Below are 26,137 nucleotides of genomic sequence, written 5' to 3'. Positions count from 1 at the left end.
AATACTCAACTATAAGGAATTTCCATGTCCAAGTTCAGCCTAAAAATCGCAGGGATTCTCCTGACGGGCCTGCTCATGGCACCTGTGCTGGCGGTGGAGAATACAATTGCCCTCAGGCCGGATGCCCCCGACAGCTATCAGGTACAGGCCGATGATACCCTGTGGGGCATCGCCGAGCGATTCCTGCGCGCACCCTGGCAGTGGCCGCAGGTATGGAAGGGCAACCCCGAGTTGAGCGACCCCAACCTGATCTACCCCGGCGATACGGTAGTGCTGGGCCGGGATGCCGATGGCCTGCCCAGCCTCAGCGTCCAGCGCGCCGAACTGCGGGTGGTCAAGCTCAGCCCCAGGGTGCGGGCAGAGCATATCGAAAACCCCATCCCCGAGATCCCGCTGAACATCATCCATCAATTTCTCACCCGGCCCTATGTGGTGGAGCCGGGCGAGCTGGAGGACGCACCCTATGTGGTCAACGCCGGCAAGAGTCACATCATCGGCGGCCCCGGGCAGAAGATCTACATCCGTGACAACGGCCGCCGCCTGCGTGATCAGCGCTACTTTGTGCTGCGCCCCGGCAAGCTCTACCGGGACTCCGTGAGCAATGCCGTGATTGGCCAGGAGGCCATCTATGTGGGCGAGGTAGAGACGGTGCGGCGGGGCGATCCGGCCACCGCCGTGGTGCTGCAATCGGAGATCGAACTCAAGGTAGGCGACCGCCTCAAGCCCGCCTCGGAGGAGCAGGTAATCACCCGCTTCTTCCCCAGCGCCCCGGAAGACCCCATCGACTGTGCCGTGATCAACAACCTCAGCGGCCTGTCCAAGATGGGCCGCTACGATGTGGTGGCCATCGACTGCGGCGAGGATCAGGGGGTGGTGCCCGGCGATGTGCTTACCATTGACCAGCGCGGCGATACCATCTATGACCCGGTCTGGTTCGACCGCGATGCCCCCGAACGACGCATCCAGACCCGTCACCGCTGGCTGGACGAATACGAACAGCCGCAGTCCTACAGCCGCGTCGAACGCTGGGTGTTCCCGGATGAAAACTCCCGCTTGGAGCTGCCCGACGAGCCCGTCGGCACCCTCATGGTGTTCCGCACCTTTGATCAGGTCAGCTTTGCCCTGATCATGCAATCCACCGACGCCATCAGCCTGCTGGACCGGGCGCGCAGCCCGGATCGTTGAGCCCGGCCCATCGGCCTGGAGATGGATGAACTCAGCGCCTGGCTGATCCTGCATCGCACCCCTGGGCTCGGCGCACGGGGGCTGCAACGGCTGTTGGAGCGCTTCGGCGGCCCCTTGCCGATCCTTGGCGCGGGCCGTTCCGGCTGGAGCGAGGAGGGGCTCAAGGACGCCGCCCTGGACTGGCTGGCGCGGCCCGACCTGAGCCGCATCCAGGCCGATCTGGCCTGGCTTGAGCAGCCCGGCAACCGGCTCCTGCTGGCCACCTCGGACGACTACCCCGAACTGCTGCGCCAATTGCCCGACCCGCCGCCGCTGCTGTTTGTCTGCGGCGATGCCGAGCTTTTGCACCTGCCGCAGCTGGCCCTGGTGGGCAGCCGCAACCCCAGCCCGAGCGGGGAGCGCACGGCGCGTCAATTTGCCCGTTATCTGGCCGAACGCGGCCTGTGCATCACCAGCGGCCTGGCCCTGGGCATAGACGGTGCCAGCCATCAGGGCGCGCTGGACGCCGGGGGCCATACCCTGGCCGTGATGGGTACCGGGGTGGACCGCATCTATCCGCCGCGCCACCGTGACCTGGCCCATGCCATCGTCCAGGGCGGCGGGGCCCTGGTCAGCGAATTCCCTTTGGGCTGCGCCCCGCAGGCGAGCAACTTCCCGCGCCGCAACCGTATCATCACCGGCCTGTCCCTGGGGGTGTTGGTGGTGGAGGCGGCGCTCAAGAGCGGCTCGCTGATCAGCGCCCGCCTGGCCAACGAACAGGGCCGCGAGGTATTTGCCATCCCCGGTTCGATCCACAACTCCCAGGCCCGTGGCTGTCATTTCCTGATCAAGAACGGGGCCAAGCTGGTGGAGACGGCGCAGGACATTGTCGAGGAACTGGCCCCCCTGCTGGGCAGCCTGCTGGTGTCGGGGCAGGCCGCGCAAACGGCCCCGGACGCACCGACCGAGATGCCCGCAGATCACCGCCAACTGCTTGATCAAATGGGCTTTGACCCGATCTCGGTGGATCAGCTGGTGGCGCTGTGCGGGCTGCGCGTGGAGGAGGTTGCCTCCATGCTGCTGTTGCTCGAACTGGAGGGTCATGTATCATCGGTCCCCGGCGGGCTATACTGCCGTTTGCACTAACGGACATGGAGCGGACAGCGACACCCTTGAACATGAAACCTATCTTGGCCGCTTCGGGACTCGGGGCTCGGGACTCGTGCGTTGCCACGGATGTTTCACAGTAACACTCTAGCGGAGCGACTATGACAGATACCATGGTGGATGTACTCATCTATCTGTACGAGAACTATATGGATGCCGAAGCGCCGCCGCCGGTCGATCACGAAGACCTGCTGGACGAGCTGAACATGGCCGGCTTTCCCAACCGGCAGGTGGAAAAGGCCATTCAATGGCTCGACGAGCTGGCCCTGATCCAGCAAGAGCCCACAGGGCGCGCCCCGCAACTCAACGCCATGCGCATCTATACCGACGAGGAGCAGCAGCGGCTGGACCTGGACTGCCGTGGCTACCTGCTGTTTCTGGAGCAGAACGAGCTGATCGGCCCGCTCACCCGGGAACTGGTGATCGAGCGGGTACTGGCCCTGGATGCCCCCCTGATCAGCGAAGAAGAACTCAAATGGACGGTGCTGCTGGTGCTGATGAACCAGCCCGGCGAGGAGCTGGCCTTCGCCCGCATGGAAGACCTGGTGTATAACGACGAGCCGGTCTATTTGCACTGAAGCAATCAGCCGTCAGCGGTCAGCCAGCTGCCTAGGCTGCGCAAGGCGCTACCCGGCGACCGCCTGAACCCATCCAACGCTTTCGCCCTGGGGCTATTGACATCCCATCCCCCTGCCCCGTATTACTAAAAAAGCACCCACCATCCGCAACCGCAGGAATTGTCTATCCATGAACCTGGTCATCGTCGAATCCCCGGCCAAGGCCAAGACCATCAAGAAATACCTGGGCAAGGACTTTGAGGTCATGGCCTCCTACGGCCATGTGCGCGATCTGGTACCCAAGGAGGGCGCGGTCGATCCCGATGACCGCTTCCGCATGAAGTATCAGGTCATAGAGCGCAACGACAAGCACGTCCAGGCCATCAGCAAGGCGCTGAAGAATGCCGATGCCCTCTACCTGGCCACTGACCCGGACCGCGAGGGCGAGGCCATCTCCTGGCACCTGTACGAGCTTTTGAACACGCGCAAGCTGCTCAAGGACAAGGCGGTGCATCGGGTGGTGTTCAACGAGATCACCAAGAACGCCGTGCGCGATGCGGTGGCCAACCCCAGGGGCCTGTCCATGGACCTGGTCAACGCCCAGCAGACCCGCCGCGCGCTGGACTATCTGGTGGGCTTCAACCTCTCCCCCCTGCTGTGGAAGAAGATCCGCCGCGGCCTGTCGGCCGGCCGGGTGCAGAGCCCGGCGCTGCGCATGATCGTCGAGCGGGAGCTGGAGATCGAGGCCTTCGAGGCCCGCGAATACTGGAGCATAGAGGCCGATGCCGCCCATCAGGGCCAGGCCTTCGAGGCCAAGCTGACCTACTTCGGCGGCGACAAGCTGGAGCAGTTCAGCATCACCGACGAACACCGCGCCCGCTCGGTGGAGCAGACCCTGCAGGCCGAGGCCCAGGGTCGGCTCAGGGTGGAAAAGGTCGAGAAGAAACAGCGCAAGCGCAACCCGGCACCGCCCTTCACCACCTCCACCCTGCAACAGGAGGCGGCGCGCAAGCTCGGCTTCACCGCCCAGCGCACCATGCGCACCGCCCAGCAGCTGTACGAGGGGATAGACATCGGCAAAGGCGCGGTGGGCCTGATCACCTACATGCGTACCGACTCGGTCAACCTGGCGGATGAGGCCATTGCCGAGCTGCGTCAGTACATCGCCGAAAAATACGGCCAGGCCAACCTGCCCAGCACGCCGCGCCAATACAAGACCAAATCCAAGAACGCCCAGGAGGCCCATGAGGCGATCCGCCCCACCTCGGCCTACCACAGCCCGGAGCAGATCAAATCCCATCTGAACAACGACCAGTTCAAGCTCTATCAGCTGATCTGGAAGCGCACCCTGGCCTGTCAGATGATCCACGCCACCCTGTCGGTGGTCACCATCGACCTGAGCGCCGGGGTGGGCAATATCTTCCGCGCCAGCGGCTCCACCCTGGTCACCCCCGGCTTCATCCAGCTCTATCAGGAGGGCCAGGACGATGCCAAGAAAACCGATGGCGAGGACCGCCTGCTGCCGCCCATGCAGGAGGGCGATGAGGTCGATCTGCGCGCCATCCGCCCGGAACAGCACTTCACCGAGCCGCCGCCGCGCTTCACCGAGGCCAGCCTGGTGAAGACCCTGGAGGAATACGGCATCGGCCGCCCCTCCACCTACGCCTCCATCATCTCCACCCTGCAGGACCGGGAATACGTTACCCTGGATAAGAAACGCTTTCAGCCCACGGATGTGGGCCGGGTGGTGAACAAGTTCCTCACCGCCTATTTCACCCAGTACGTGGACTACGACTTCACTGCCAAGCTGGAGGACGAGCTGGACGCCGTCTCCCGTGGCGAAGAGGACTGGGTCGGCCTGCTGGAGCAGTTCTGGCAGCCGTTCAAGGACCGCGTCGATCACACCCAGGAAAACGTCAAGCGCAGCGACGTGACCCAGGAGCAGATGGACGAGGCCTGTCCCGAATGCGGCAAGCCCCTGGCCATACGGCTGGGCAAGCATGGCCGCTTTATCGGCTGCACCGACTACCCGACCTGCTCCTACACGCGCAACCTGGACAGCGACGGCAGCGAGCCCCAGGCCCAGCCCGAGACCATAGAGGGCCGTGAGTGCCCGGAATGCGGCTCGGCCCTGGTGATCAAGCAGGGTCGCTACGGCAAGTTCATCGGCTGCACCGGCTACCCCAAGTGCCGCTTCATCGAACCCCTGGACAAACCCGAGGACACTGGCGTGGACTGCCCGCAGTGCCAGCAGGGTAGCCTGCTCAAGCGCAAATCCAAGCGCGGCAAGATATTTTATTCCTGCTCTACCTACCCGAAATGTGACTATGCCACCTGGAATGAGCCGCTGAACGAACCCTGTCCCAAGTGCGGCTGGCCGATTCTGACCCTGAAGACCACCAAGCGCAGCGGCAGCCAGAAGGTCTGTCCACAAAAGGAATGTGATTTTGTTGAAACCCTGGAGGATTAAGGGAGAAGGGAGAACGCATGGACGCTCAGGCAGGGGCGGGGGTACTATGGCCGCTTTGCTTGGCAAAGGGGAAACATGAGCAATGTCGCGTCCGAGGGGGCGGATTATCCGCTGCTGAGTCTGTTGGACAGTCCGGCCGACCTGCGCCGCCTGCCGCCGCAGCGGTTACAGCCGCTGGCCGATGAGCTGCGTCGCTTTCTGATCCAGTCCGTATCCCGCACCGGCGGCCACCTGGCGGCGGGGCTTGGGGTGGTGGAGCTGACCCTGGCCCTGCACTATGTCTTTGATACCCCGGAGGACCGCCTGGTGTGGGATGTGGGTCATCAGGCCTATCCGCACAAGATCATCACCGGCCGCCGCGAGCAGATGGCCGGGCTGCGCCAGAGCGGAGGCATCTCCGGCTTTCCCAAGCGCAGCGAATCACCCTACGACACCTTTGGTGTGGGCCACTCCAGCACCTCCATCAGCGCCGCCCTGGGCATGGCTATCGCCGCCCGGCGGCAAGGCCTCAAGCGCCACAGTATCGCCGTCATCGGTGACGGTGCCCTGACCGGCGGCATGGCCCTGGAGGCCCTGAATCACGCCGGCTCCATGCGCGACCTGGACCTGCTGGTGGTGCTCAACGACAACGATATGTCCATCTCCAAGCCGGTAGGGGCGATGAGCAACTACCTGGCCAAGGTGCTCTCCAGCCGCTTCTACAACAGCGTGCGCGACGGCGGCAAGGCCACCATCGGCAAGATCCCCGGTATGCGCGATTTCATGGGCCGCTGGGAGGAACACATGAAGGGCATGGTCATGCCCGGCACCTTTTTCGAAGAGCTGGGGTTCAACTACATCGGTCCACTGGACGGCCACGACCTGCCCAGCCTGCTCACCACCCTGGGTAACATGAGCGAGATGCAGGGCCCACGCCTGCTGCATGTGGTGACCCAGAAGGGGCGCGGCTTCCACCCGGCGGAGAACGACCCCTGCGTCTATCACGGCGTCACCCCCTTTGATCCGGACACCGGCGAGATGAACGGCGGTTCCGGCCGTCCGACCTACACCCAGATCTTCGGCCAGTGGCTGTGCGACAAGGCGGAGCAAGACCCTCGTTTGGTGGCCATCACCCCGGCCATGGGCGAGGGTTCGGGCATGGTTGCCTTCCGTGAGCGCTTTGCCGACCGTTACTTCGATGTCGGCATCGCCGAGCAACATGCCCTCACCCTGGCCGCCGGCATGGCTTGTGACGGTCTAAAGCCGGTGGTGGCCATCTATTCCACCTTCTTGCAGCGCGGCTATGACCAGCTGATCCACGATGTCGCCCTGCAGAACCTGGATGTCACCCTGGCCGTGGATCGTGGCGGTCTGGTGGGGGCCGATGGTGCCACCCACGGCGGTACCTTTGATCTGAGCTTCTGCCGCTGCATCCCCAATCTGCTGGTCATGGCCCCGGCCGACGAGGTCGAATGCCAGCGTATGCTGGAGACGGCCTACCGCTATCCCGGCCCGGCGCTGGTGCGCTATCCCCGTGGCACGGGCCCCGGTGCCCAGCCGGGTACGCCGCCGCAGCCGCTGGAGATCGGCAAGGGGCGGATTGTACGCCAGGGTGAGGGGCTGGCCATCCTCTCCTTTGGCGGCTTGCTCGGGAGTGCTCTTGACGTGGCCGAGCGGTGCAACGCCACGGTAGCGGACATGCGCTTTGTCAAACCCCTGGATGAGGCCCTGCTGGGCGAGCTGGCGGATGGTCACGCTACCCTGATCAGCCTGGAGGAGAACGCCGTGCAGGGCGGCGCTGGCTCGGCGGTGAACGAGTGGCTGGCGGCCCAGGGCCGACCGGTCAGGCTGTGCAATCTGGGCCTGCCGGACCGCTTCATCGAGCACGGCAGTCAGGATCAGCAGCGAGCCGACGCCGGCCTGGATGCCGAACAGTTATGGGCCAGAATCAAACGATGGCTATGACAGCCCTCGGGGGCGGGGCCATTGCCGGAGTGGTTTTAATAAAAAAGGCCGGGCGATAGCGCCCGGCCTTGCCTGGTTTACTCAACCTAAAAAGAGCATTTGAACCGCAGATTTCACCGATTTACACAGATTTTTCAGTGTGTTTGCCAAGTACACCCACTCACCCAGCGGGTGACTGGCCAAGTCACTCTAACCCAATGAAAATAAATTATTTAATCTGCAATAATCGGCTTAATCTGCGGTTTATAGGCTCAAGGGATACTGGGTCGGCTTAAGCGGCCAGGTTGCTGGCGACGAAGTCCCAGTTGACCAGCTGCCAGAAGGCCTCCAGGTACTTCGGCCGGGCGTTGCGGTAGTCGATGTAATAGGCATGTTCCCAGACATCCACGGTAAGCAGGGCCTGTTTGCCGCTGGTCATGGGGGTGCCGGCGTTGGAGGTATTGAAGATCTCCAGGCTGCCGTCGCTGTTTTTCACCAGCCAGGTCCAGCCCGAGCCAAAGTTGCCGGCGGCAGAGGCGGCAAACTTCTGTTTGAACTCATCGAACGAGCCAAAGGCCTGGTCGATGGCCGCAGCCAGTTCACCGCTGGGGGCGTTGCTGTCGCTCGGGCCGCGCAGGCAGTTCCAATAGAAGCTGTGGTTCCACACCTGGGCGGCGTTGTTGAAGATGCCGCCTTCGGACTTCAGGATGATGTCTTCCAGGCTGGCGTTCTCGAACTCGGTGCCGGGCACCAGGTTGTTCAGGTTGGTGACATAGGTGTTGTGGTGCTTGCCGTGGTGAAACTCCAGGGTTTCCTTGGAAATCACCGGCTCCAGGGCATCGATGGCATAGGGCAGGACAGGCAGTTCATGGGCCATGGTGGCGCTCCTTTGGTTGATGAATTTGAACCAGCGACATGGGGTGCAGGGGACGAAAATGCAAGCGGATGGCAAACTTTCCATGCAAACCCTGGGCTTTTGCGCCGCTGTCCGCCGACGGCGCAAAAGCCCGGGCCGATTGAGGGCAACCCGAGGATGTGCGGAATCTGCGGTGAGTTGAGATATGACCGGCGGCCGGCCGACGGCCAGCGTATCGAGCGCATGCTGGCCAGGCTGGAACGGCGCGGGCCGGATAGCGGCGGGCGCTTTGTCGATGGCGAGATGGCCCTGGGGCATCGCCGATTGGCGATCATCGACCTGTCGGCGCGCTCCAATCAGCCCCTGCTGGACGATGAGTTGGGTCTGGTGCTGGTGTTCAACGGCACCATCTACAACTACAAGGCCCTGCGCGCCGAGCTGGGCGGGCTGGGTTATCGCTTCTTCTCCGAGGGCGATTCCGAGGTCATCCTCAAGGCCTATCACCGCTGGGGCGCGGCCTGCGTTGCGCGTCTGCACGGCATGTTCGCCTTCGCCATCTGGGAGCGGGGCCCACGGCGGCTGTTTCTCGCCCGCGATCGCTTCGGCATCAAGCCGCTGTATTTCAGCCAGAATGCCAGCGGCTTTCGCTTTGCCTCCAACAGCCAGGCCCTGCTCGCCAGCGGCGAGATAGATACGGCCATAGACCCGGTGGGCCTGCATTTCCTGTTCAGCCTGCACGGGGTGATCCCGGCACCACGCACCATTTTGCAGGGCATCCGCAAGCTGCCGCCGGCGCATCATCTGACCCTGTCGGCGGGAGAATCAGCGCAAACCGCCGCGCCGGTGCGCTATTGGCAGCTGCAGGCGACCCGGCCAGAGCGGCCCATGTCCGACCCAGAGTGGATCGAGGCGATTCACCAGGGCCTGCGCCAGGCAGTCAAGAAACGCAGCGAGGTGGCCGATGTGCCGGTGGGTGTGCTGCTCTCCGGCGGTCTGGACTCCAGTCTGCTGGTGGCCCTGCTGGCGGAGGCGGGGGTGGCGGACCTGCGCACCTTCTCCGTCGGCTTTGAGGATCACCCGGAGGAAAAAGGCAGCGAGTTCGAGTACTCCGACCCGGTGGCCGAGCGCTATGCCACCCGGCATCACAAGTTCCTGGTGCCCAACGATCAGGTGCTCAAGCGGCTGCCGGAGGCGGTGGCGGCCATGGCTGAGCCCATGTTCGGCCAGGACGCCATCGGCTTCTACCTGCTCGCCGAGCGCGTATCCCAGGAGGTCAAGGTGGTGCAGTCCGGGCAGGGGGCGGATGAGGTGTTCGGCGGCTATTTCTGGTACCCAAGGATGCAGGCGGAGACCCAGGGCAGCCGGTCGGATCGCTTCGCCAGGCACTATCTGGATCGCGACCACGCCGAATTCCTGAGCCTGGTGCAGGCGCCGTTTGCCGGTGCCGATTACACCGGCGACTGGCTGGCCGAGCAGCTGGAAGCGCCCGGCGCTGATGAGTTCATGGACGCGGTGCTGCGCCTGGACGCCAGCACCCTGATCGTCGATGACCCGGTCAAACGGGTGGATAACATGACCATGGCCTGGGGCCTGGAGGCGCGGGTGCCCTTTCTCGATCACCAGCTGGTGGAGCTGGCGGCGCGCTGCCCGCCCAGCCTCAAGCTGGCCAGCGGCGGCAAATTTCCCCTCAAGGCCATAGCCCGTGGCCTGCTGCCGGACGCGGTGATCGACCGCCCCAAGGGCTATTTCCCCATGCCGGCGCTGAAGTTCGTGCGTGGCGAGTTCCTCGACTTCATGCGCGACATTCTCAACGCCCAGGCCTGCCGCGAGCGCGGTCTCTACCGGCGCGGCTACGTCGAGCTGCTGCTGTCGGCCCCGGAGATGCACCACACCCGCATCCTCGGCAGCAAGCTCTGGCAGCTGGCGCTGCTGGAGTACTGGCTACAGCAGCAGGTCGATGGGGCGGCGGGGTAGGGCAATACCTGCAAGGCTTCGATGGTTGACATTCCGGCCATGAACCCCAAACTGGCCAGCTGGCATCCGTTTCAAGACGAGGTTAATGACGTGGACGTATTGGATAGAATCAAAGAGCAGGTCGAGAGCAACCCGGTGGTGATCTACATGAAGGGCACGCCGCAGTTCCCCATGTGCGGTTTTTCCTCGCGCACCGCAGCGGCGTTGCAGGATTGCGGCGAGAAGTTCGCCTATGTCAATGTGCTGCAGGATCAGGAGATCTTCGAGAACCTGCCGCGCTTTGCCGATTGGCCGACCTTCCCCCAGGTCTATATCAACGGCGAGCTGATTGGCGGCTGCGACATCACCCTGGAGATGCACGAAAGCGGTGAGTTGCAGCAGATGGTCAAGGATGCGGTGGCTAAAGAAAGTTTGAAGGGTGAAGTTTGAAAAGCCTGATGAGCACTCTAATCAGCCCCCAGCCAAGGCCGCTTGGGGCTGAATTCCTGCCATTGGTTGTGGATTCGGCAGAATAGCTCGGCGGTGCGCTGGGCATCGTAGATGGCCGAATGGGCGGATTTGCTGTTCCAATTCAGCCCGGCGGCCAGGGCGGCCTTGGCCAGTACCGTCTGACCATAGGCCAGACCGGCCAGGGAGACGGTATCGAAGGTGCTGAAGGGGTGAAAGGGATTGCGCTTGATCTTGCAGCGCTCCACCGCCGCATTGATGAAGCCCAGATCAAAAAAGGCATTGTGCCCCACCAGAATGGCGCGTTTGCAGCCGTTTTCCTTCACCGCGTGACGGATTGGCGCAAACAGCTGGCGCAGGCCGTCGGCCTCGGGCAGGGCGTCGCGGAACGGGTGTTGCGGGTCTATGCCGTTGAACTCCAGGGCCTTGGGGTCCAGCTTGGCACCGGCGAAGGGCTCCAGGTGACAGGCCAGGCACTCGTCCGGGTGGATCATGCCGGTGGAGTCCATGCGCAGGGTCACCGCCGCCACCTCCAGCAGGGCATGGGTTCTGGCATCAAAGCCGCCAGTTTCTACATCCACCACCACGGGCAGATAGCCGCGAAAGCGGTTGTGCATGCCAATGTCTTGATCTGTCTGTGCCATGAGTCCCCTTGCCGATAGCGCGGCCTGAAATTGAGATGCAGCCTGAGCTAGTATTTGCAACCGATTGATTGTTAAAATCTAGATCAGGGCAAAATTCTTGGCCCAGTATAGCGAAAAATGCGAAATAATGTTGCCTGAAGACGGTTGATTCTCTATCCTTGGCGGCAAACTCACCGCAGAATCGACTTCTCCATGCGGGAATTTGGCCAAGGAGCCCTGAGATGTCCGGCAAGCGCCCACTACAGACCCTCCTCATCATCGCCCTGCTGAGCGGCCTTGGCGGCTGCGCCAGCACCGACCCGCGTGACCCCCTGGAGGGCGTCAACCGGGTGGTCTATGCCTTCAATGACGGCGTTGACCGGGTACTGGTCAAGCCCGTCGCCAAGGGGTACAGGGCAATCACCCCGGAGCCCGTGGATCAGGGCGTCACCAACTTCTTCTCCAATCTCGATGATGTGGGTTCGGCAGTCAACAACCTGTTGCAGCTGAAGCTGACCCGGGCCGCCTCCGATGTGGGCCGGGTGGCAATCAACAGCACCCTGGGCCTGCTCGGTCTCATCGATGTCGCCAGCCAGCTCAAGCTGGAGAAATACGGCGAGGACTTCGGCCAGACCCTGGGCTACTGGGGCATAGGCCCCGGCCCCTATCTGGTGCTGCCCTTCTTCGGCCCGCGCAACATCCGCGACACCCTGGGCATGGTGGCTGACTCCTATCTGGACCCGGTCAATTACGCCGCCCACGACGACTGGCCCGATCACTGGAAATACGATATCGACAAGGACTGGCAATACGGCCTGAAGGTGCTGGAGTTCGTCGATATGCGCGCCGACAACCTGGCCGCCAGCGATGTACTGGAGGTAGCGGCCTTAGACCCCTACAGCTTCGTGCGTGACGCCTATCTGCAACGGCGCGAAAGCCTGGTCAGAGACGGCCAGATCAGCTTCGAGGGCGACCTGGGCACGGAAGACGCCCCAGCAGACTGGTAAGGACGGCCAGAGCCAAAAAGGACGCAGGGACAGGGGGCGCAAAGAAGCGCCTCTGTCCTCTGTCCCCCCCCTATCTCATAAAAAAATCTATCTCTCCATAAAAAAATAGTATTTAGCAATTTAAGCATTTACTTATAGACTTCTCCTCACGGTCGCACAGCGCGGCTGTTGACGAATACATTTCTACTTTTTTTGGAGATTGCTCAATGAAAAATCTGATCAAAGCCGCTTCTATCGCCACCCTGCTGGCCGCCTCTGCCTCTGCCCAGGCCTGGTGGGGCCCCTGGAACAATGGCTACAACGACAACAGCTGGTTCGGTGACGGCTGGGGTGACTTCAACATGAACATGAGCGCCCGTGGCAACGGCTGGGGCCGTGGTTACAACAACTACTACAACCCCTACTACTATGGCCCCTACGGCTATGGCTACCCCGCCTATGGCGCGCCCTACGGCTACGCCCCCTATGCCGCACCGGCCGCTCCCGCCGCCCCGGCTGCCAAGCAGGCCGACTGATCCTGCCCAGGATCTAAACACCGGCGCGGCAGGCCCAAGGCCCGCGTAATCGCACCGGTACCTGGCACAGGGATGTGTCGCCCTCCCCACACTATTTTCCCAAGGTGCACTATGAAAAAGATTTCTCTGTTGGCGGCCACTGCCGCTTTGGCCTTCTCTGCCTCCGCGCAAGCCTGGTGGGGTGGTCCCGGCCATGGCATGAATGACTGGTTCGGTGATGGTGTTGGTGACTTCAACATGAGCATGAACGCCCGTGGCAACGGTTGGGGCCGTGGTTACGGTTATGATGCACCCTACTACTACGCTTATCCGCCGCACGCCTACGGCCCGGCAGTGGCCCCCGGCCACCAGGCCCCCGAGCAGAGCGCGGAACAGATGCAACAGTTTCAGCAACAGCAAATGGCCGCCTTCGAGAAGGCCGCCGAGGCCCAGCGCAAGTTTCTGGAGCAACGCATGGGCACCACCCCGGCCATGCCTGCCGATCTGCAACAGCGCCGCGAACAGATGCAGGCCCAGCGCAAGGCCATGCAGGAACGGATGCAGCAGCAGCGCGCTGGCATGCCCGGCTATGGCAACGAGGTGATGGAACAGCGTATGCAGCAGGCCCAGCAGCGTCGAGACGAGATGCGTCAGCAGGCCGAGGAGCGCCGTCAGGCCCGGCCCGGCATGGCCATGAACAGCTCCAGAGATGAGATGCGCAAGGCCGCCGAACAGCGTCGCGCTGAGATGATGCAGCAGATGGAAGAGCGCCGCAGCCAGATGATGGGTGCTGCTCCTGCGCCTTTCTATCCGGAACAGCCCAGCCTTACCCGCTAATCGGCCAGACCGGTCAATCCTCTCCGAGGGCGCAGTTCCGAGTGATCTGCGCCCTTTTTTTGTCCCCGAACCGGCTAGTGGATGCAGTTCAACTGTTTGAATAAAAAAAGAATTGCCCCATGGCTCAGAATTTCTGCACTTGCACTTCGCCCGTCTAGGCCGTTTAATGCACCCTTCGGCCAAAACGGACCACACCCTATTTACCCAAAATTCGGCAGTTAAGCCACAGCACCCACAGAGCAGAATCCATGGCTTGCAGGGTTGACGCTCAACACCTTCAAGGTCAGCGGGACTGAGATGTAACGCATTGAGCATTCGCTCTGATCTCTGTGGCTCCCTGGTCAAATGCTGTTTCCAGGTTTACCTGTCCGGCGAGGAAATCCCTGCTTATGACTGCAAAACCCGATACCGATCCCCAGGAGACCCAGGAATGGCTGGATGCTCTGGACTCCGTGCTGGAAAACGAAGGGACCGAGCGCGCCCATTATCTGATTACCCGTCTAATCAACAAGGCTCGCCGCTCCGGCGCCTATCTGCCCTATACGCCGAACACGGCCTATGTAAACTCCATCCCGGTGACCAAGCAGCTGCCCTATCCGGGGGATCAGGCGATGGAGCGGCGCATCCGCTCTTTCATCCGCTGGAACGCCATGGCCATGGTGGTGCAGGCCAACCGCATCTCCACCGAGCTGGGCGGGCACATCGCCAGCTTTGCCTCCAGTGCCACCCTGTTCGATGTGGGCTTCAACCACTTCTTTCATGCCCGCGACAAGGACCACGACGGCGACATGGTGTTCTTCCAGGGCCACTCGGCCCCCGGCATCTACGCCCGCGCCTTTCTCGAAGGCCGCATTACGGAAGAACAGCTGTACCACTTCCGCCAGGAGGTGGATGGCCAGGGCCTGTCGTCCTATCCCCATCCCTGGCTGATGCCCGGCTTCTGGCAGTTCCCCACCGTCTCCATGGGCCTGGGGCCGCTGATGGCCATCTATCAGGCGCGCTTCATGCGCTACATGCACGATCGCGGTCTGATCAACGCCGGCAACCGCAAGGTCTGGGCCTTCTGCGGCGATGGCGAGATGGACGAGCCCGAATCCCTCGGTGCCATCTCCCTGGCCTCGCGCGAGCGTTTGGATAATCTGGTGTTCGTGGTCAACTGCAACCTGCAGCGGCTGGATGGCCCGGTGCGCGGCAACGGCAAGATCGTCCAGGAGCTGGAGGCGGTATTCCGCGGTGCCGGCTGGAACGTGATCAAGGTGGTCTGGGGCAGCTATTGGGACCCCCTGTTTGCCCGCGACAAGCAGGGTCTGCTGGTCAAGCGCATGGAAGAGGCGGTGGACGGCGAATACCAGGCCTACAAGGCCCACGGTGGTGCCTACACGCGCAAGTATTTCTTCGGCAAGTACCCGGAGCTGGCGGACCTGGTGGCGAACATGTCCGACGAGGACATCTGGCGCCTGAATCGCGGTGGCCATGACCCGATCAAGGTATTCAACGCCTATGCCGCGGCGATGAACCACCAGGGCCAGCCGACGGTGATCCTGGCCAAGACGGTCAAGGGCTACGGCATGGGCGTGGCCGGCGAGGGGCAGAACATCACCCACTCGCAGAAGAAGATGGCCGAGGCCCATCTGCGCTCTTTCCGCGACCGCTTCAATATCCCCATCCCCGAGGACATGATCGCCTCAGCGCCCTTCTTCAAGCCCGCCGACGACAGCGAAGAGATCAAATATCTGCATGAGCGTCGGCAGCAGCTGGGCGGCTATCTGCCGGCCCGGCGCACCGATGCCGAGGCGCTGAAGGCCCCGCCCCTGAGCGCCTTTGGCAGCCTGACCGAGGGCAGCGGCGAGCGCGAGATGTCCACCACCATGGCCTTCGTGCGCCTGCTCACCCTGCTCAGCCGCGACAAGGCCCTGGGCAAGTTCATCGTCCCCATAGTGCCGGACGAGGCGCGCACCTTCGGCATGGAGGGCATGTTCCGCCAGCTCGGCATCTACTCCTCCGTCGGCCAGCTGTACGAGCCGGTGGACCATGACCAGGTGATGTCCTACCGCGAGGACAAGCAGGGTCAGATCCTAGAAGAGGGTATCAACGAGGCCGGTGCCATGTCCTCCTGGATCGCCGCTGCCACCGCCTATGCCAACCACGGCATCGGCATGATCCCCTTCTACATCTACTACTCCATGTTCGGCTTCCAGCGCATCGGCGATCTGGCCTGGGCGGCCGGTGACATGCAGGCGCGCGGCTTCCTCATCGGTGCCACCGCCGGGCGCACCACATTGGCCGGCGAGGGCCTGCAGCACCAGGACGGCCACGGCCTGCTGGTGGCCAGCACCATCCCCAACTGCGTCGCCTATGATCCCTGCTACGCCTACGAATTTGCCGTAATCATCCACAACGGCCTGCAACGCATGATGGAGCGGCAGGAGAATGTCTTCTTCTACGTCACCACCATGAACGAGAACTACCCCCAGCCGCCCCTGCCCGAGGGCGCGGAAGAGGGCATCATCCGTGGCATCTACCGCTGCCGCGAGTCGGCCAAGCCCAAGGCCAAGGCGCGGGTGCAACTGCTCGGCAGCGGCACCATACTGCGCGAGGCCCTGGCCGCGGCCGAGCTGCTGGAGCAGGACTTCAACATCGCCGCTGATGTCTGGAGCGTGACCAGCTTCAGCGAACTGCAGCGGGATGCCGCCGCGGTGGAGCGTTGGAACATGCTGCACCCGAGCGAGAAGCCGCGCACCAGCTACCTGGCGCAACAGATAGGCCCCAGCCAGGGCCCGCTGATTGCGGTGACCGATTACATCCGCGCCCATGTGGCGCAGATTGGTCCCTATCTGGACGGGCGGCGTTACTTCACCCTGGGCGTGGACGGCTTTGGCCGTTCCGACCTGCGCACCCAGCTGCGCAAGTACTTTGAGGTGAATCGCTACTACACGACGGTGGCGGCTCTCAAGGCCCTGGCCGATGAGGGCAGGATCAAGACCGAGGTGGTGGATCAGGCGATCAAGAAATACAAGATCGATCCCGCCAAGCCCAACCCGATCTCGGCCTAAGGCAGGGGGAGCGAAGATGTCAAAGCAAAGCCAAGTACTGCTGCCGGATATTGGTGATTTCAGCGATGTGGAGGTTACCGAGATCCTGGTTGCCCCAGGTGACCGTGTAGAGGCCGAGACCTCCCTGTTGACCCTGGAGAGCGACAAGGCCTCGATGGAGATCCCAAGCCCCCAGGCCGGGGTGGTGGAGTCCATCGCGGTGAAGATCGGCGACAAACTCAACCAGGGGGATCTGATCCTCCAGCTACAGGTCGAGCAAGCCCCGCAACAGGAGCCGCAGCCGCCACAACAGGCCGCAGCCGAGCAGGCAGAGTCCGAGACCGAGTCCAAGCCCGATCCCAGCACTGGCGCGGCATCCCAGGTCGAGGTGACCCTGCCGGACATAGGCGACTTCAAGGACGTGGAGGTGATCGAAATCCTCGCCCAGCCGGGCGATCAGGTCGAAAAGGACGCCTCCCTGGTTACCCTGGAGAGTGACAAGGCCTCCATGGAGGTACCCGCCCCCTTCAGCGGCAAGTTGCTGGAATACCGCATCAAGCTGGGCGACAGGCTCAATCAGGGCGACATCATCGCCCTGTTCGAGGTCAGCGAACTGGACGACCTGCCTGCCGCCGAGCTGCAACCCGAGGCCGAGCCCGCTGGCCAATCCGAAAGCGAGCCCGATACAGAACAGACCGCCCGCCCGGCCGGAGAGCAGCAAAGGCGGCGACCGCCGGTAATGCCCACCCCCAACGACATGCAGGCCATAGCCCGCGGCCGCAAGGCCCATGCCGGACCTGCGGTGCGCCGTTTTGCCCGCGAGCTGGGGGTGGAACTGGCCCAGGTCAGCGGCAGCGGACCCAAGGGCCGGGTGCTCAAGGAGGACGTGCAGAACTTCGTCAAAAAGGCCCTCGGCGGCGAGGCACGTGCGCCAGCGGCGAGCGGCGGCGCCTTCGCTTTGCCGCCGCTGCCCCAGGTGGATTTCAGCAAGTTCGGCGGCATTGAGATCAAGCCCCTGAGTCGGATCAAAAAGCTCAGCGGCGGCCATCTGCACAACTGCTGGCTGAACATTCCCCACGTCACCCAGTTCGACGAGGCGGACATCAGCGAGTTGGAGGCCTTCCGCCAGGGGCTCAAGGCCGAGGCGGAACAGCGTGGCCTCAAGCTGACCCTGTTCCCCTTCCTGCTCAAGGCCTGCGCCGCCGCCCTCAGGGCCCTGCCTGAGTTCAATAGCTCCCTTAGTCCCGAGGGCGATAGCCTGGTGCTGAAAAAATACGTCCACATCGGTGTGGCGGTGGACACCCCCAACGGCCTGCTGGTGCCGGTGCTGCGGGATGTGGAGCAGAAATCCCTGTTCGACCTGGCCGCCGAGCTGATGCAGCTCAGTGCCAAGGCGCGGGAGGGCAAGCTATTGCCCGGCGACCTGCAGGGCGGCTGCTTCTCCATCTCCAGCCTGGGAGGCATCGGCGGCACCGCCTTCACCCCCATAGTCAACGCGCCGGAGGTGGCGATACTGGGTGTGTCCCGCGCGGCGATGAAACCGGTGTGGAACGGCAGCGAATTCGCTCCGAGGCTGATGCTGCCGCTGTCGCTGTCCTACGACCACCGCGTCATCGACGGTGCCCAGGGTGCACGCTTCACCAGCCTGCTGACCAGCCTGCTGGGTGACATCCGCCGGTTGTTGTTGTAGTTAAACCTAACGATCATGGGGCAGACAGCACCACCCCAGAACATGAAACATCTCCAAATCGATGGGACGCAGAGGACGCAAAGAAGCGCAAAGGACGCAGAGAAGAATGAGGAAGAAGTAGCCCGGATGCAGCGCAGCGGAATCCGGGGTTGCTGCTGGGCAGGGCCACGCCTAACCTTTGCCCCTCCGAGCATCAGATCGGAATTTCCGGGGCTCGGAGCTCCCAGATTGACAGGCGGCCATGTTGTTTCACAGTTAAATAGGGAAACGCAAAGGGCGCAAAGTCTGACCTGATGACCCATGTATCTCAGCCTTCGTCTGGCGTTGGCTTGCCGCGAGGCATAGGGCGGGCCGCGCCCGCCGCCAAGCCGCTTGCAATGAGATTGCTCCTTGCGAGGGCGCAGCGGCCATGGGCCGCCCTATGTGCTGTCAGGTGCAGGTAAAGGCCAGTCTCTCCGATAGGCTGAGGTTTGTGGGTAATCAGGTAGAGTTTAATGGGCCTTTTCCAGCGGGTTGGCGAGCCTGCAAGCCTCATTTCAGGCACTAACTACGCCCACCGCTTCCTCAAGGAATTCGGCAGTGCCCTAGCAAGCCGCAGAAATTGGTAGAGCTATGCGTCCAGCGGTAAACCCGCTCTGTGCTTGTATTGGATTCTTAGTAAAGGTGTTGAGCATGCATACGTACGAAGCCGATGTTGTTGCCTGGGCGAAGGAACAGGCGGGCCTTATTCGTGCTGGCCGCTTTGACCTCCTGGATATAGAACACATTGCGGAGGAGATTGAGGACGTAGGCAAAAGTGAGCAACGCGAATTGGCAAACCGGATGGCTTTGTTGTTGGCTCACTTGCTGAAGTGGGAATATCAACCTGGTCGCCAAACAGCAAGTTGGGCGCGAACCATTACTGAACAGAGAAAAGGCATCAAAAAGCGTCTGGCAAAGAGTCCTGGATTGCAGCCCGTTCTTGCCGATGCGGATTGGCAAGCAGAGATTTGGGCTGATGCCGTTGCACAGGCCGCTAGCGAAACCGGTTTGGCTGATTTTCCAGAGACCTGCCTTTGGTCAATGCTTGATGAAGTTCTGCAGGATGGCTGGTTACCCGCCAGTTGATAGAATCACCCGATTGGGACAACAGGGGTCTGACCCCTATTTCTCTCTTAAAATTCTATGCTAGATGATTACAGTCTAGCACAATACTGGAAGACGTTAGTCTATTTCACTGTTATGCGCTTCATCAAAAATAATACTATGCGTCAAGATAACTCCTACTTCCAAAGCATTGCGCTATCATCCATTAAAATATTGCTGGTGTTCAGCCTCCGCCTTCGTTTCATATTGTTGGCATCGTCTATGTTTAATCACAGTTGCATGCCATTGCTCCGGCTGAACACTGCTAATGAGTTTGCAGGCGGTGACTTCAAGTGACTCGTCATAGTTCAACTCCATCGCATAACAAGGACGCTCAAGTTGACCCAAAAACGCAGCTCGAGTTTTGTGGCAAATTTCAATTTCGGTAAGCCGTAATTTTGGGCAACTTACCGGCAACGTTATATGCAAACAAATATAAACACCAACGGAGTCATTATGGCTTTAATAGAATGTCCAGAGTGTCAAAAAGAAATATCAGATAGTGCTCCTTCATGTCCACATTGTGGATTACCTATATCGAAAGGTATGGAAAGCAATTTACGAATGTGTAAAAAATGTGGTAGAGAAACAATACATAAAGCTCCAAATACTGCTCATGTTATCCATTTTATACTTACAATTGTAACTGTTGGTTCTTGGGCAATTATATGGCTTATTATTGCTCTGAATAATAAAACAAAGGCAAAATGTTCTGTGTGTGGCAATATGCGTGGTATTACAGGCTAGCGCCTTTTTCTACCCCTTAGCTTAACCGTTATGTGTAAAAATCATGAAGCTTGAAAGAATCAATTATAGAGATCTAAATGCCAAAGCTCAGGAAATGTACAATTTCCACAAAGTGGCTGCAGTTCTAGCTGATTATGGTTACACGTCAATATGGCTATCTAATGATTGGAATGGCGCTGACTTCATTGCGGTTCATATTGATGGGGTTTCTGATATTAAGGTTCAATTAAAAGGAGGCCCGTCATTCGCTAAAAAATACCGTGCCAAAAAACTGTACATCTGTTTTATGAGTGAAGGCAATGTCTATCTATATCCACACGACGAAATCTTAAATCAAGTAGAGCAGGTCATATCGGATAAAAAATGGCAAGAAAAAGGCACTTATTTTCAAACAAAATTAACGTCACGCTTCAGTCAAATCCTAGAACCATACAAAATTGAAGGCAACACATAACAAGGCGCTCGTTCGGACGCAAACTACGCTCGCTCCGTTTGTGCCGCACAGCTCGAATAATAGGGGACAAATAATAGGGGACAGACCACGATTATTTGAACTAATTTGATTGAAAATCAGGGGTCAGACCTCTGTTTTCTTCTGGTTAATACTCCAAGGCATGAACTGGGAAATCGAATACACCGATGAATTTGAGGCGTGGTGGGAGTCCTTAACCTAGGAGTAGCAGATCGATTTGGACGCGTCCATCTGCCTTTTGGCTGAGCGTGGTCCCCTCTTGGCCCGACCTCATGCGGATCATGTGAAGGGTTCGAGGCACGCCAATATGAAGGAATTGCGCACGCAGATTCACGGATCACCTTACCGGACATTGTTTGCTTTTGACCCGAGACGGACGGCTATCCTACTCATTGGTAGAGATAAGACGGGTGATAATCTCTGGTATGACAGAATGATTCCCGTCGCTGATCGACTGTATAGGAAAATTAGGGGTCAGACCCCTATTTCCTTTTCGCGATGTGTGGGAATGCAGTACATCCACGCTGCGGAGACAACGGACAGCTTGATTTGACGCCCTTGGGCTTGATTCGGTCTATACCCAGCAGCGAATAATAGGGGACAGACCACGATTATTTTAACCAATTTGATTATTAATTTACTGAATGCATGGTTGGCAATAAAGGACAGCTCCCTGTACTTTGCGGGAGCATTACCTGATTGTCCCAACATCTGGTTTTGCCAAAAAGAAACTGATTATATCCCGTTTTGTATTGCTAATAACTGATTTTGATCTGCCGAAATGCGCTTTTTTGGGAGGCCGTTATCGATTGGAACAAACAGGTAATGCTCCCGTCACCCTCTAATAATCAGGTTGTGCAAGTTATGACACAGAAAACTATTGTTCAAATGTACAAGGAGGGGTTTAAGCCTTTCGTACATGCATCAATTCACAGCTAACAGAACCGTCAACTCGGACCGGCTTTTCCGCTGCGCTCCAAAGCCCGCCGGTTACGCTAGTCGTTATGCAGCGTGACGGATAAGCATAACATAGGATAGTGGTCAGCGTTATGCAGTCGAACGTTATGCTGAGGATTGAAACTTTGCGTTAATAAGCGCTGCTGGCGGGTTGGCGACAGCGCATCCGCCATTTTAGGTGCTTGAATAAAGGGGAACGAATGGGCAAAACTGTTTACATCGAAACTTCCATTGTTAGCTATTAATTGTTGCAAAAGTAATGGCAGTTTAAATTCCTTCCTGATGCCTGAATTAGAAGCGCCCAGTGAATAACATCAACTGCAAGAACTTATGCAACGATTAATATCTAACCTCGCGCCCAAGTAATGACATGATAAAGTCGGCCTACCAGAAGATTACCAAGTCATGGTGGGAGCATGTAAGGGTAATCATAATATCTTATATTTCGCCGTATGTTGTCGAAGAAGCTAGTTTGGGCGATCCGCAAGCCGCATCTGAGCGGTTAAACGCATTACGCGATATTTCAGTTCTCCCAATCACCCCTGAAATTCCAGAGCTAGCGGAATTTCTCTTACTGGGTGGTGGCTTACCCGCTAAAGCGCGAATTGATGCTTTACATATTGCCTGCGCAGCATATCATCAAATCGATATTCTTCTTACCTGGAATTGCACACACATTGCCAATCCGGCGCAATTACCCGTGATGCGTGGTTTATGTGCCGCCAAGGGGTATAAGCTACCCGAATTGGTAACACCTTTTGAGCTAATGGAGGTTTCACTATGAATACCACTGAAACATGGCGCGATTCTATTGTGGCTGAAATTCATGCTGCTCGTGAGCTGCTCGCCGATCAATACCATAACGATTTGCTAGCTTATTCAAAAGCGGCTGAATCACATTGCCATGCTTTGGGATTTCACTTTGTGGAAATCCCACGCCGCCAAACCGTTCAGACGCTGACTGCTAGGGAAAGCGAAGCGAAATAATAGCGAATAATAGGGGACAGACCACGATTATTTGAACTAATTTGATTGCAAATTAGGGGTCAGGCCTCTGTTTTCTTCTGGTTAATACTCTAAGGCATGAACTGGGAAATCGAATACACCGATGAATTTGAGGCGCGGTGGGAGTCCTTAACCGAGGGGAGCAGATCGATTTGGACGCGTCCATCTGCCTTTTGGCTGAGACGCTGCATATTAAGCAGCCGGCAATTGCCAAGATGGAGAAGCGGACGGATATGTATCTATCGACCATGCGCAAGTTCATCGAGGCTATGGGCGGTCGCCTGGATGTAATAGCTCATTTCCCCGACGGCGATGTGCGTATCGATAACTTCTCTGACTACTCCGATAAGGGCAACCCATCACGCGCAGAATAATAGGGGTCAGACCATTCGCCGTGATCGGCAGCGCGGATGTACTGCATTCCCACACAGCACGAGGGAACAACAAAGATCAAGATGGCATAGAGCTAGTAAGAATTATTAGTGCTCGAAAAGCGAGCAATAATGAAAGTAAAGAATATCAAAGAAGGCATCCATGATGAAAGATGAGTATGATTTTAGTGGTGCAGAGCAGGGCAAGTTCTATAGGCCAATCGAAGAGCTTGATATACCAATCTACCTTGATAAAGAGGTAAAGGCGTTTTTTATCGAGAGGCTTAAAATCAAAGGTCAAGAGTTCTCGTTAAATCAAGTTATCAATTCGTTGCTGAAAAAAGACATTGAAATTTCTAATCAATTGAGCAGTCAAGGCATAACAAAAGCATAAACTCGAACCAGAATTACGGTGACACATTACCATTTAAATTAATTGTGGTCTTAGGCTGGAGAAAAAATCGAAACTGGTCCCTTTGTTTATACAGGAAGAGAAATGAGTCCTACTGTATTTAGAGACAGCGGATATAGATTTTTCTTTTTCTCAAGAGAAGAGGAAAGAGTGCATGTTCATGTGATTTCGGGGGAAGGTGAAGCGAAATATTGGCTAGAACCAGAAATCGAACTCGAAAAAAACTACAAATATACAAGAAAACAACTGAAACAAATAGAAGGATTAATAGAGGATCACTATAATGAACTCGTTAGCTCATGGCAAACACACTTCAGAAGTTGAAATAGGGAACATTTCAATCCATGGGATTTGGCTAATAACTCACAACAAAGAGTTGTTCCTGCCATATGAAAGCTTCCCATGGTTTAAAGACCAAAGAATAAATTCAATAATCAATGTCGAGGAGCCAAGCCCAGGTCATTATTATTGGCCAGACCTGGATGTTGATTTGTCCGAAGAGATTATTGAGCATCCCGAGCGCTTCCCTCGTATTTCGTCGGAGCACATAACAAGTGCATAAATGAAAATTAGGGGTCAGCCCCCTATTTCTTTGCTTATTGGTGGAGATAAGACGGGTGATAATTTCTGGTATGACAGAATGATTCCCGTCGCTGATCGGCTGTATGACGAACACCTTGAACAATTGTATAGAGAGGGTGCCCTCTGATGGCAAAGAAATACGCAGAACTACGGGAGAAGATGTCACCCGAGGCGAGAGAAAGAGCGAGGGCAAAAACCGCTGCCATACTTGCGGAGATGCCTTTGCATGAACTTCGCCGGGCTCGCGGACTCTCTCAAGAGCTGATAGCTGAGACGCTGCATATTAAACAGCCGGCAATTGCTAAGATGAATAAAAGCATTGATGATCAGCCGGGACTCGACACCGCTGCGGGACTCGGGACTCGGCGGCCGCTAGCCCGGATGCAGCGAAGCGATGTACTGAGCGATGTCCTGAGCCCGCCGAAGGGTCTGTCGAAGGGCGGAATTTGGGGATGCGCTGCAAAGCATACGATTGTCTGCTCAGCAGACTATAACTTTACACCTCCGAGCCAGCGCTCGGAGCTCCCAGAATGACGGACGGCGGCAATGCCATACAACAAATGGATACCCAGCGCGCCGGGATATGCTGGCTGCAGTGGTAACATATTTGTTTCTCAGCGTTCTTTGCGCTTCTTTGCGTCCTCTGCGTCCCTTTTCTTAACCAGGAGTCCGACATGACCGATACACAGACTAACGAGGTGATCCAGGCCCAGGTGGCGGTGCTGGGGGCTGGCCCTGGCGGCTATACCGCGGCCTTTCGTGCTGCCGATCTGGGCCTGAAGACGGTGCTGATCGAGCGCTATCCCAGTCTCGGCGGGGTTTGCCTCAATGTCGGCTGCATCCCCTCCAAGGCCCTGCTGCATACCGCCGCCATCCTCAACGAGGCCAAGGAGATCAGTCACATGGGAGTGAGCTTCGGCGCGCCGCAGATCGATCTGGAACAGATGCGTGTCGGCAAGCAGGCGGTGGTGAACAAGCTCACCGGCGGTCTGGCGGCCCTGGCCAAGCAGCGCAAGGTACAGCTGGTGCGGGGGGTGGGGCAGTTTGTCAGCTCCAACCGCATCGCCGTGCAGGGCAAGAACGGTACCCAGCAGGTGAGCTTCGATCACTGCATCATCGCCTGCGGCTCCAGCGCGGTGAAGATTCCCGGCTTCCCCAACGAAGACCCACGTCTTATGGACTCCACCGATGCCCTGGAACTGGCCGATATTCCAGCCAGGATGCTGGTCATCGGCGGCGGCATCATCGGTCTGGAGATGGCCACGGTGTACAGCGCCCTGGGCAGCCAGATCGACATCGTCGAGCTGCAGCCGGGGCTGATCCCCGGCTGTGACCGCGACCTGGTCAAGCCCCTTGAGCGGCGCCTGAAAAAGCAGCTCAACCGCATCATGCTGGAGACCAAGGTCAGCCAGATCAGCCCACAAAAGGACGGACTCAAGGTCAGCTTCGAGGGCAAGCAGGCACCGGCGCAGGCCGAGCTGTACGACCGCGTGCTGGTGGCGGTGGGGCGCAGCCCCAACGGCCACAAGATCAACGCCGCTGCTGCCGGCATCCAGGTGGACGAGCGCGGCTTCATTCCGGTGGATCAGCACATGCGCACCAATGTGCCGAAGATCTACGCCATCGGCGACGTGGTGGGCAACCCCATGCTGGCGCACAAGGCGACCCACGAGGCCAAGGTGGCCGCCGAGGTCATCGCCGGCCTGCCGGCCCTGTTTGACCCCCTGACCATCCCCTCGGTGGCCTACACCGACCCCGAGGTGGCCTGGATGGGCCTGACCGAGACCGAGGCCCAGGCCAAGGGCATAGCCTACGACAAGGGTGTCTTCCCCTGGGCTGCCAGCGGCCGCGCCCTGGGCATTGGCCGGGAGGAGGGCATTACCAAGCTGCTGTTCGACCCCGAGACCAAGCGCATCCTCGGTGCCGGCATCGTCGGCGTCAACGCCGGCGAGCTGATCGGCGAGGCGGTACTGGCCCTGGAAATGGGCGCCGACGCCGAAGACATCGGCCTGAGCATCCACCCCCACCCAACCCTGTGCGAAACCCTGGGCCTGGCTGCAGAAATGGCCGAAGGCAGCATCACCGACCTGCTGCCACCGAAAAAGCGCTGAATGAACACGAATTTTAGGACGCAGAGCACGCTGAGAAGCGCAGAGCACGGAGAGTTTTAATCCCTATATTCCTCAGTTAAGCCACAGAGACACAGACGACTCCAGGGACGGAGG

Annotated in this window: 23 protein-coding genes and 2 pseudogenes; 23 read left to right on the top strand and 2 right to left on the bottom strand. The window is 59.1% G+C overall.

The genetic code is table 11. The features are described from left to right. Positions 1 to 24: 24 nt before the first annotated feature. The 5 genes from D5125_08040 (at position 25) to dxs (ending at position 7,302) form a co-directional block, all read left to right on the top strand. The gene (locus D5125_08040) at positions 25 to 1,185 is read left to right on the top strand and encodes a LysM peptidoglycan-binding domain-containing protein (protein ID QFY89440.1); all 1,161 of its coding nucleotides are present in this window, start codon (positions 25 to 27) and stop codon (positions 1,183 to 1,185) included. A 21-nt stretch (positions 1,186 to 1,206) separates the two neighbouring features. Further along, a complete protein-coding gene (gene dprA / locus D5125_08035; protein QFY89439.1) occupies positions 1,207 to 2,310 on the top strand; it encodes a DNA-protecting protein DprA in 1,104 nt (367 codons plus the stop codon). Between the two features lie 122 nt (positions 2,311 to 2,432). Beyond that, complete coding sequence (locus D5125_08030; protein QFY89438.1) at positions 2,433 to 2,909, top strand: DUF494 domain-containing protein; 477 nt, start codon at positions 2,433 to 2,435, stop codon at positions 2,907 to 2,909. 169 nt (positions 2,910 to 3,078) lie between these two features. After that, positions 3,079 to 5,358 carry a type I DNA topoisomerase gene (gene topA / locus D5125_08025; GenBank protein ID QFY89437.1) on the top strand — a complete coding sequence of 760 codons (2,280 nt, stop codon included), beginning with the start codon at positions 3,079 to 3,081 and terminating at the stop codon, positions 5,356 to 5,358. Positions 5,359 to 5,433: 75 nt separating this feature from the next. Beyond that, complete coding sequence (dxs, locus tag D5125_08020; GenBank protein QFY89436.1) at positions 5,434 to 7,302, top strand: 1-deoxy-D-xylulose-5-phosphate synthase; 1,869 nt, start codon at positions 5,434 to 5,436, stop codon at positions 7,300 to 7,302. 271 nt (positions 7,303 to 7,573) lie between these two features. Here the strand turns inward: dxs and D5125_08015 are convergent, their stop codons facing one another. Continuing rightward, on the bottom strand, positions 7,574 to 8,158 hold the full coding sequence (locus D5125_08015; protein QFY89435.1) for a superoxide dismutase [Fe]: 585 nt from the start codon (positions 8,156 to 8,158) through the stop codon (positions 7,574 to 7,576). 156 nt (positions 8,159 to 8,314) lie between these two features. Between D5125_08015 and D5125_08010 the strand changes: the two genes are divergently transcribed. Both D5125_08010 and grxD read left to right on the top strand, forming a co-directional pair. After that, complete coding sequence (locus D5125_08010) at positions 8,315 to 10,111, top strand: N-acetylglutaminylglutamine amidotransferase (protein ID QFY89434.1); 1,797 nt, start codon at positions 8,315 to 8,317, stop codon at positions 10,109 to 10,111. Positions 10,112 to 10,201: 90 nt separating this feature from the next. Beyond that, positions 10,202 to 10,540 (top strand): Grx4 family monothiol glutaredoxin, encoded by a 339-nt coding sequence (gene grxD, locus D5125_08005; GenBank protein ID QFY91091.1) that lies wholly within the window; start codon positions 10,202 to 10,204, stop codon positions 10,538 to 10,540. Positions 10,541 to 10,557: 17 nt separating this feature from the next. Here the strand turns inward: grxD and rnt are convergent, their stop codons facing one another. Then, positions 10,558 to 11,202, bottom strand: coding sequence for a ribonuclease T (rnt, locus tag D5125_08000; protein ID QFY89433.1), 645 nt, complete (start codon positions 11,200 to 11,202; stop codon positions 10,558 to 10,560). A 221-nt stretch (positions 11,203 to 11,423) separates the two neighbouring features. Between rnt and D5125_07995 the strand changes: the two genes are divergently transcribed. From D5125_07995 to lpdA, 16 genes and pseudogenes are all read left to right on the top strand, one after another. Then, positions 11,424 to 12,188 (top strand): VacJ family lipoprotein, encoded by a 765-nt coding sequence (locus D5125_07995; protein ID QFY89432.1) that lies wholly within the window; start codon positions 11,424 to 11,426, stop codon positions 12,186 to 12,188. 206 nt (positions 12,189 to 12,394) lie between these two features. Next, positions 12,395 to 12,703: a sulfur globule protein CV1 gene (locus D5125_07990; protein QFY89431.1), complete on the top strand. Its 309-nt coding sequence runs from the start codon at positions 12,395 to 12,397 to the stop codon at positions 12,701 to 12,703. 111 nt (positions 12,704 to 12,814) lie between these two features. After that, positions 12,815 to 13,519, top strand: a complete 705-nt coding sequence (locus D5125_16980; protein ID QPB72225.1) for a hypothetical protein — start codon at positions 12,815 to 12,817, stop codon at positions 13,517 to 13,519. Between the two features lie 389 nt (positions 13,520 to 13,908). Further along, complete coding sequence (gene aceE, locus D5125_07980; GenBank protein ID QFY89430.1) at positions 13,909 to 16,572, top strand: pyruvate dehydrogenase (acetyl-transferring), homodimeric type; 2,664 nt, start codon at positions 13,909 to 13,911, stop codon at positions 16,570 to 16,572. 16 nt (positions 16,573 to 16,588) lie between these two features. Beyond that, positions 16,589 to 18,241 (top strand): dihydrolipoyllysine-residue acetyltransferase, encoded by a 1,653-nt coding sequence (aceF, locus tag D5125_07975; protein QFY89429.1) that lies wholly within the window; start codon positions 16,589 to 16,591, stop codon positions 18,239 to 18,241. Positions 18,242 to 18,913: 672 nt separating this feature from the next. Further along, a complete protein-coding gene (locus tag D5125_07970) occupies positions 18,914 to 19,348 on the top strand; it encodes a DUF29 domain-containing protein (protein QFY89428.1) in 435 nt (144 codons plus the stop codon). A 474-nt stretch (positions 19,349 to 19,822) separates the two neighbouring features. After that, positions 19,823 to 20,113 carry a zinc ribbon domain-containing protein gene (locus D5125_07960; GenBank protein ID QFY89426.1) on the top strand — a complete coding sequence of 97 codons (291 nt, stop codon included), beginning with the start codon at positions 19,823 to 19,825 and terminating at the stop codon, positions 20,111 to 20,113. Positions 20,114 to 20,156: 43 nt separating this feature from the next. Next, on the top strand, positions 20,157 to 20,567 hold the full coding sequence (locus D5125_07955; protein QFY89425.1) for a hypothetical protein: 411 nt from the start codon (positions 20,157 to 20,159) through the stop codon (positions 20,565 to 20,567). 160 nt (positions 20,568 to 20,727) lie between these two features. Further along, positions 20,728 to 21,138 (top strand): annotated as a pseudogene (locus D5125_07950) (type II toxin-antitoxin system RelE/ParE family toxin). A gap of 774 nt (positions 21,139 to 21,912) precedes the next feature. Next, positions 21,913 to 22,326: a type II toxin-antitoxin system VapC family toxin gene (locus D5125_07945; protein ID QFY89424.1), complete on the top strand. Its 414-nt coding sequence runs from the start codon at positions 21,913 to 21,915 to the stop codon at positions 22,324 to 22,326. After that, positions 22,323 to 22,529 (top strand): hypothetical protein, encoded by a 207-nt coding sequence (locus tag D5125_16975; protein ID QPB72224.1) that lies wholly within the window; start codon positions 22,323 to 22,325, stop codon positions 22,527 to 22,529. The genes D5125_07945 and D5125_16975 overlap by 4 nt, the downstream gene beginning before the upstream one ends. Before the next feature lie 191 nt (positions 22,530 to 22,720). Further along, a pseudogene (locus D5125_07940) lies at positions 22,721 to 22,921 on the top strand (transcriptional regulator). Between the two features lie 163 nt (positions 22,922 to 23,084). Further along, the gene (locus D5125_07935) at positions 23,085 to 23,312 is read left to right on the top strand and encodes a hypothetical protein (protein QFY91090.1); all 228 of its coding nucleotides are present in this window, start codon (positions 23,085 to 23,087) and stop codon (positions 23,310 to 23,312) included. Between the two features lie 102 nt (positions 23,313 to 23,414). Beyond that, complete coding sequence (locus D5125_07930; GenBank protein QFY89423.1) at positions 23,415 to 23,654, top strand: DUF4160 domain-containing protein; 240 nt, start codon at positions 23,415 to 23,417, stop codon at positions 23,652 to 23,654. Continuing rightward, on the top strand, positions 23,614 to 23,892 hold the full coding sequence (locus D5125_07925) for a DUF2442 domain-containing protein (protein QFY89422.1): 279 nt from the start codon (positions 23,614 to 23,616) through the stop codon (positions 23,890 to 23,892). The genes D5125_07930 and D5125_07925 overlap by 41 nt, the downstream gene beginning before the upstream one ends. A 694-nt stretch (positions 23,893 to 24,586) precedes the next feature. Further along, on the top strand, positions 24,587 to 26,023 hold the full coding sequence (gene lpdA, locus D5125_07910) for a dihydrolipoyl dehydrogenase (GenBank protein ID QFY89420.1): 1,437 nt from the start codon (positions 24,587 to 24,589) through the stop codon (positions 26,021 to 26,023). The last annotated feature ends 114 nt before the right edge of the window (positions 26,024 to 26,137 follow it).

Origin of the sequence: gamma proteobacterium SS-5 (assembly GCA_009497875.2) — a bacterium.
In the GTDB taxonomy this organism is placed as follows: domain Bacteria; phylum Pseudomonadota; class Gammaproteobacteria; order Chromatiales; family Chromatiaceae; genus Magnetovirga; species Magnetovirga frankeli.
Note: the sequence above shows the minus strand (reverse complement) of the source record. Positions and strands in the feature narration are given on the sequence as shown.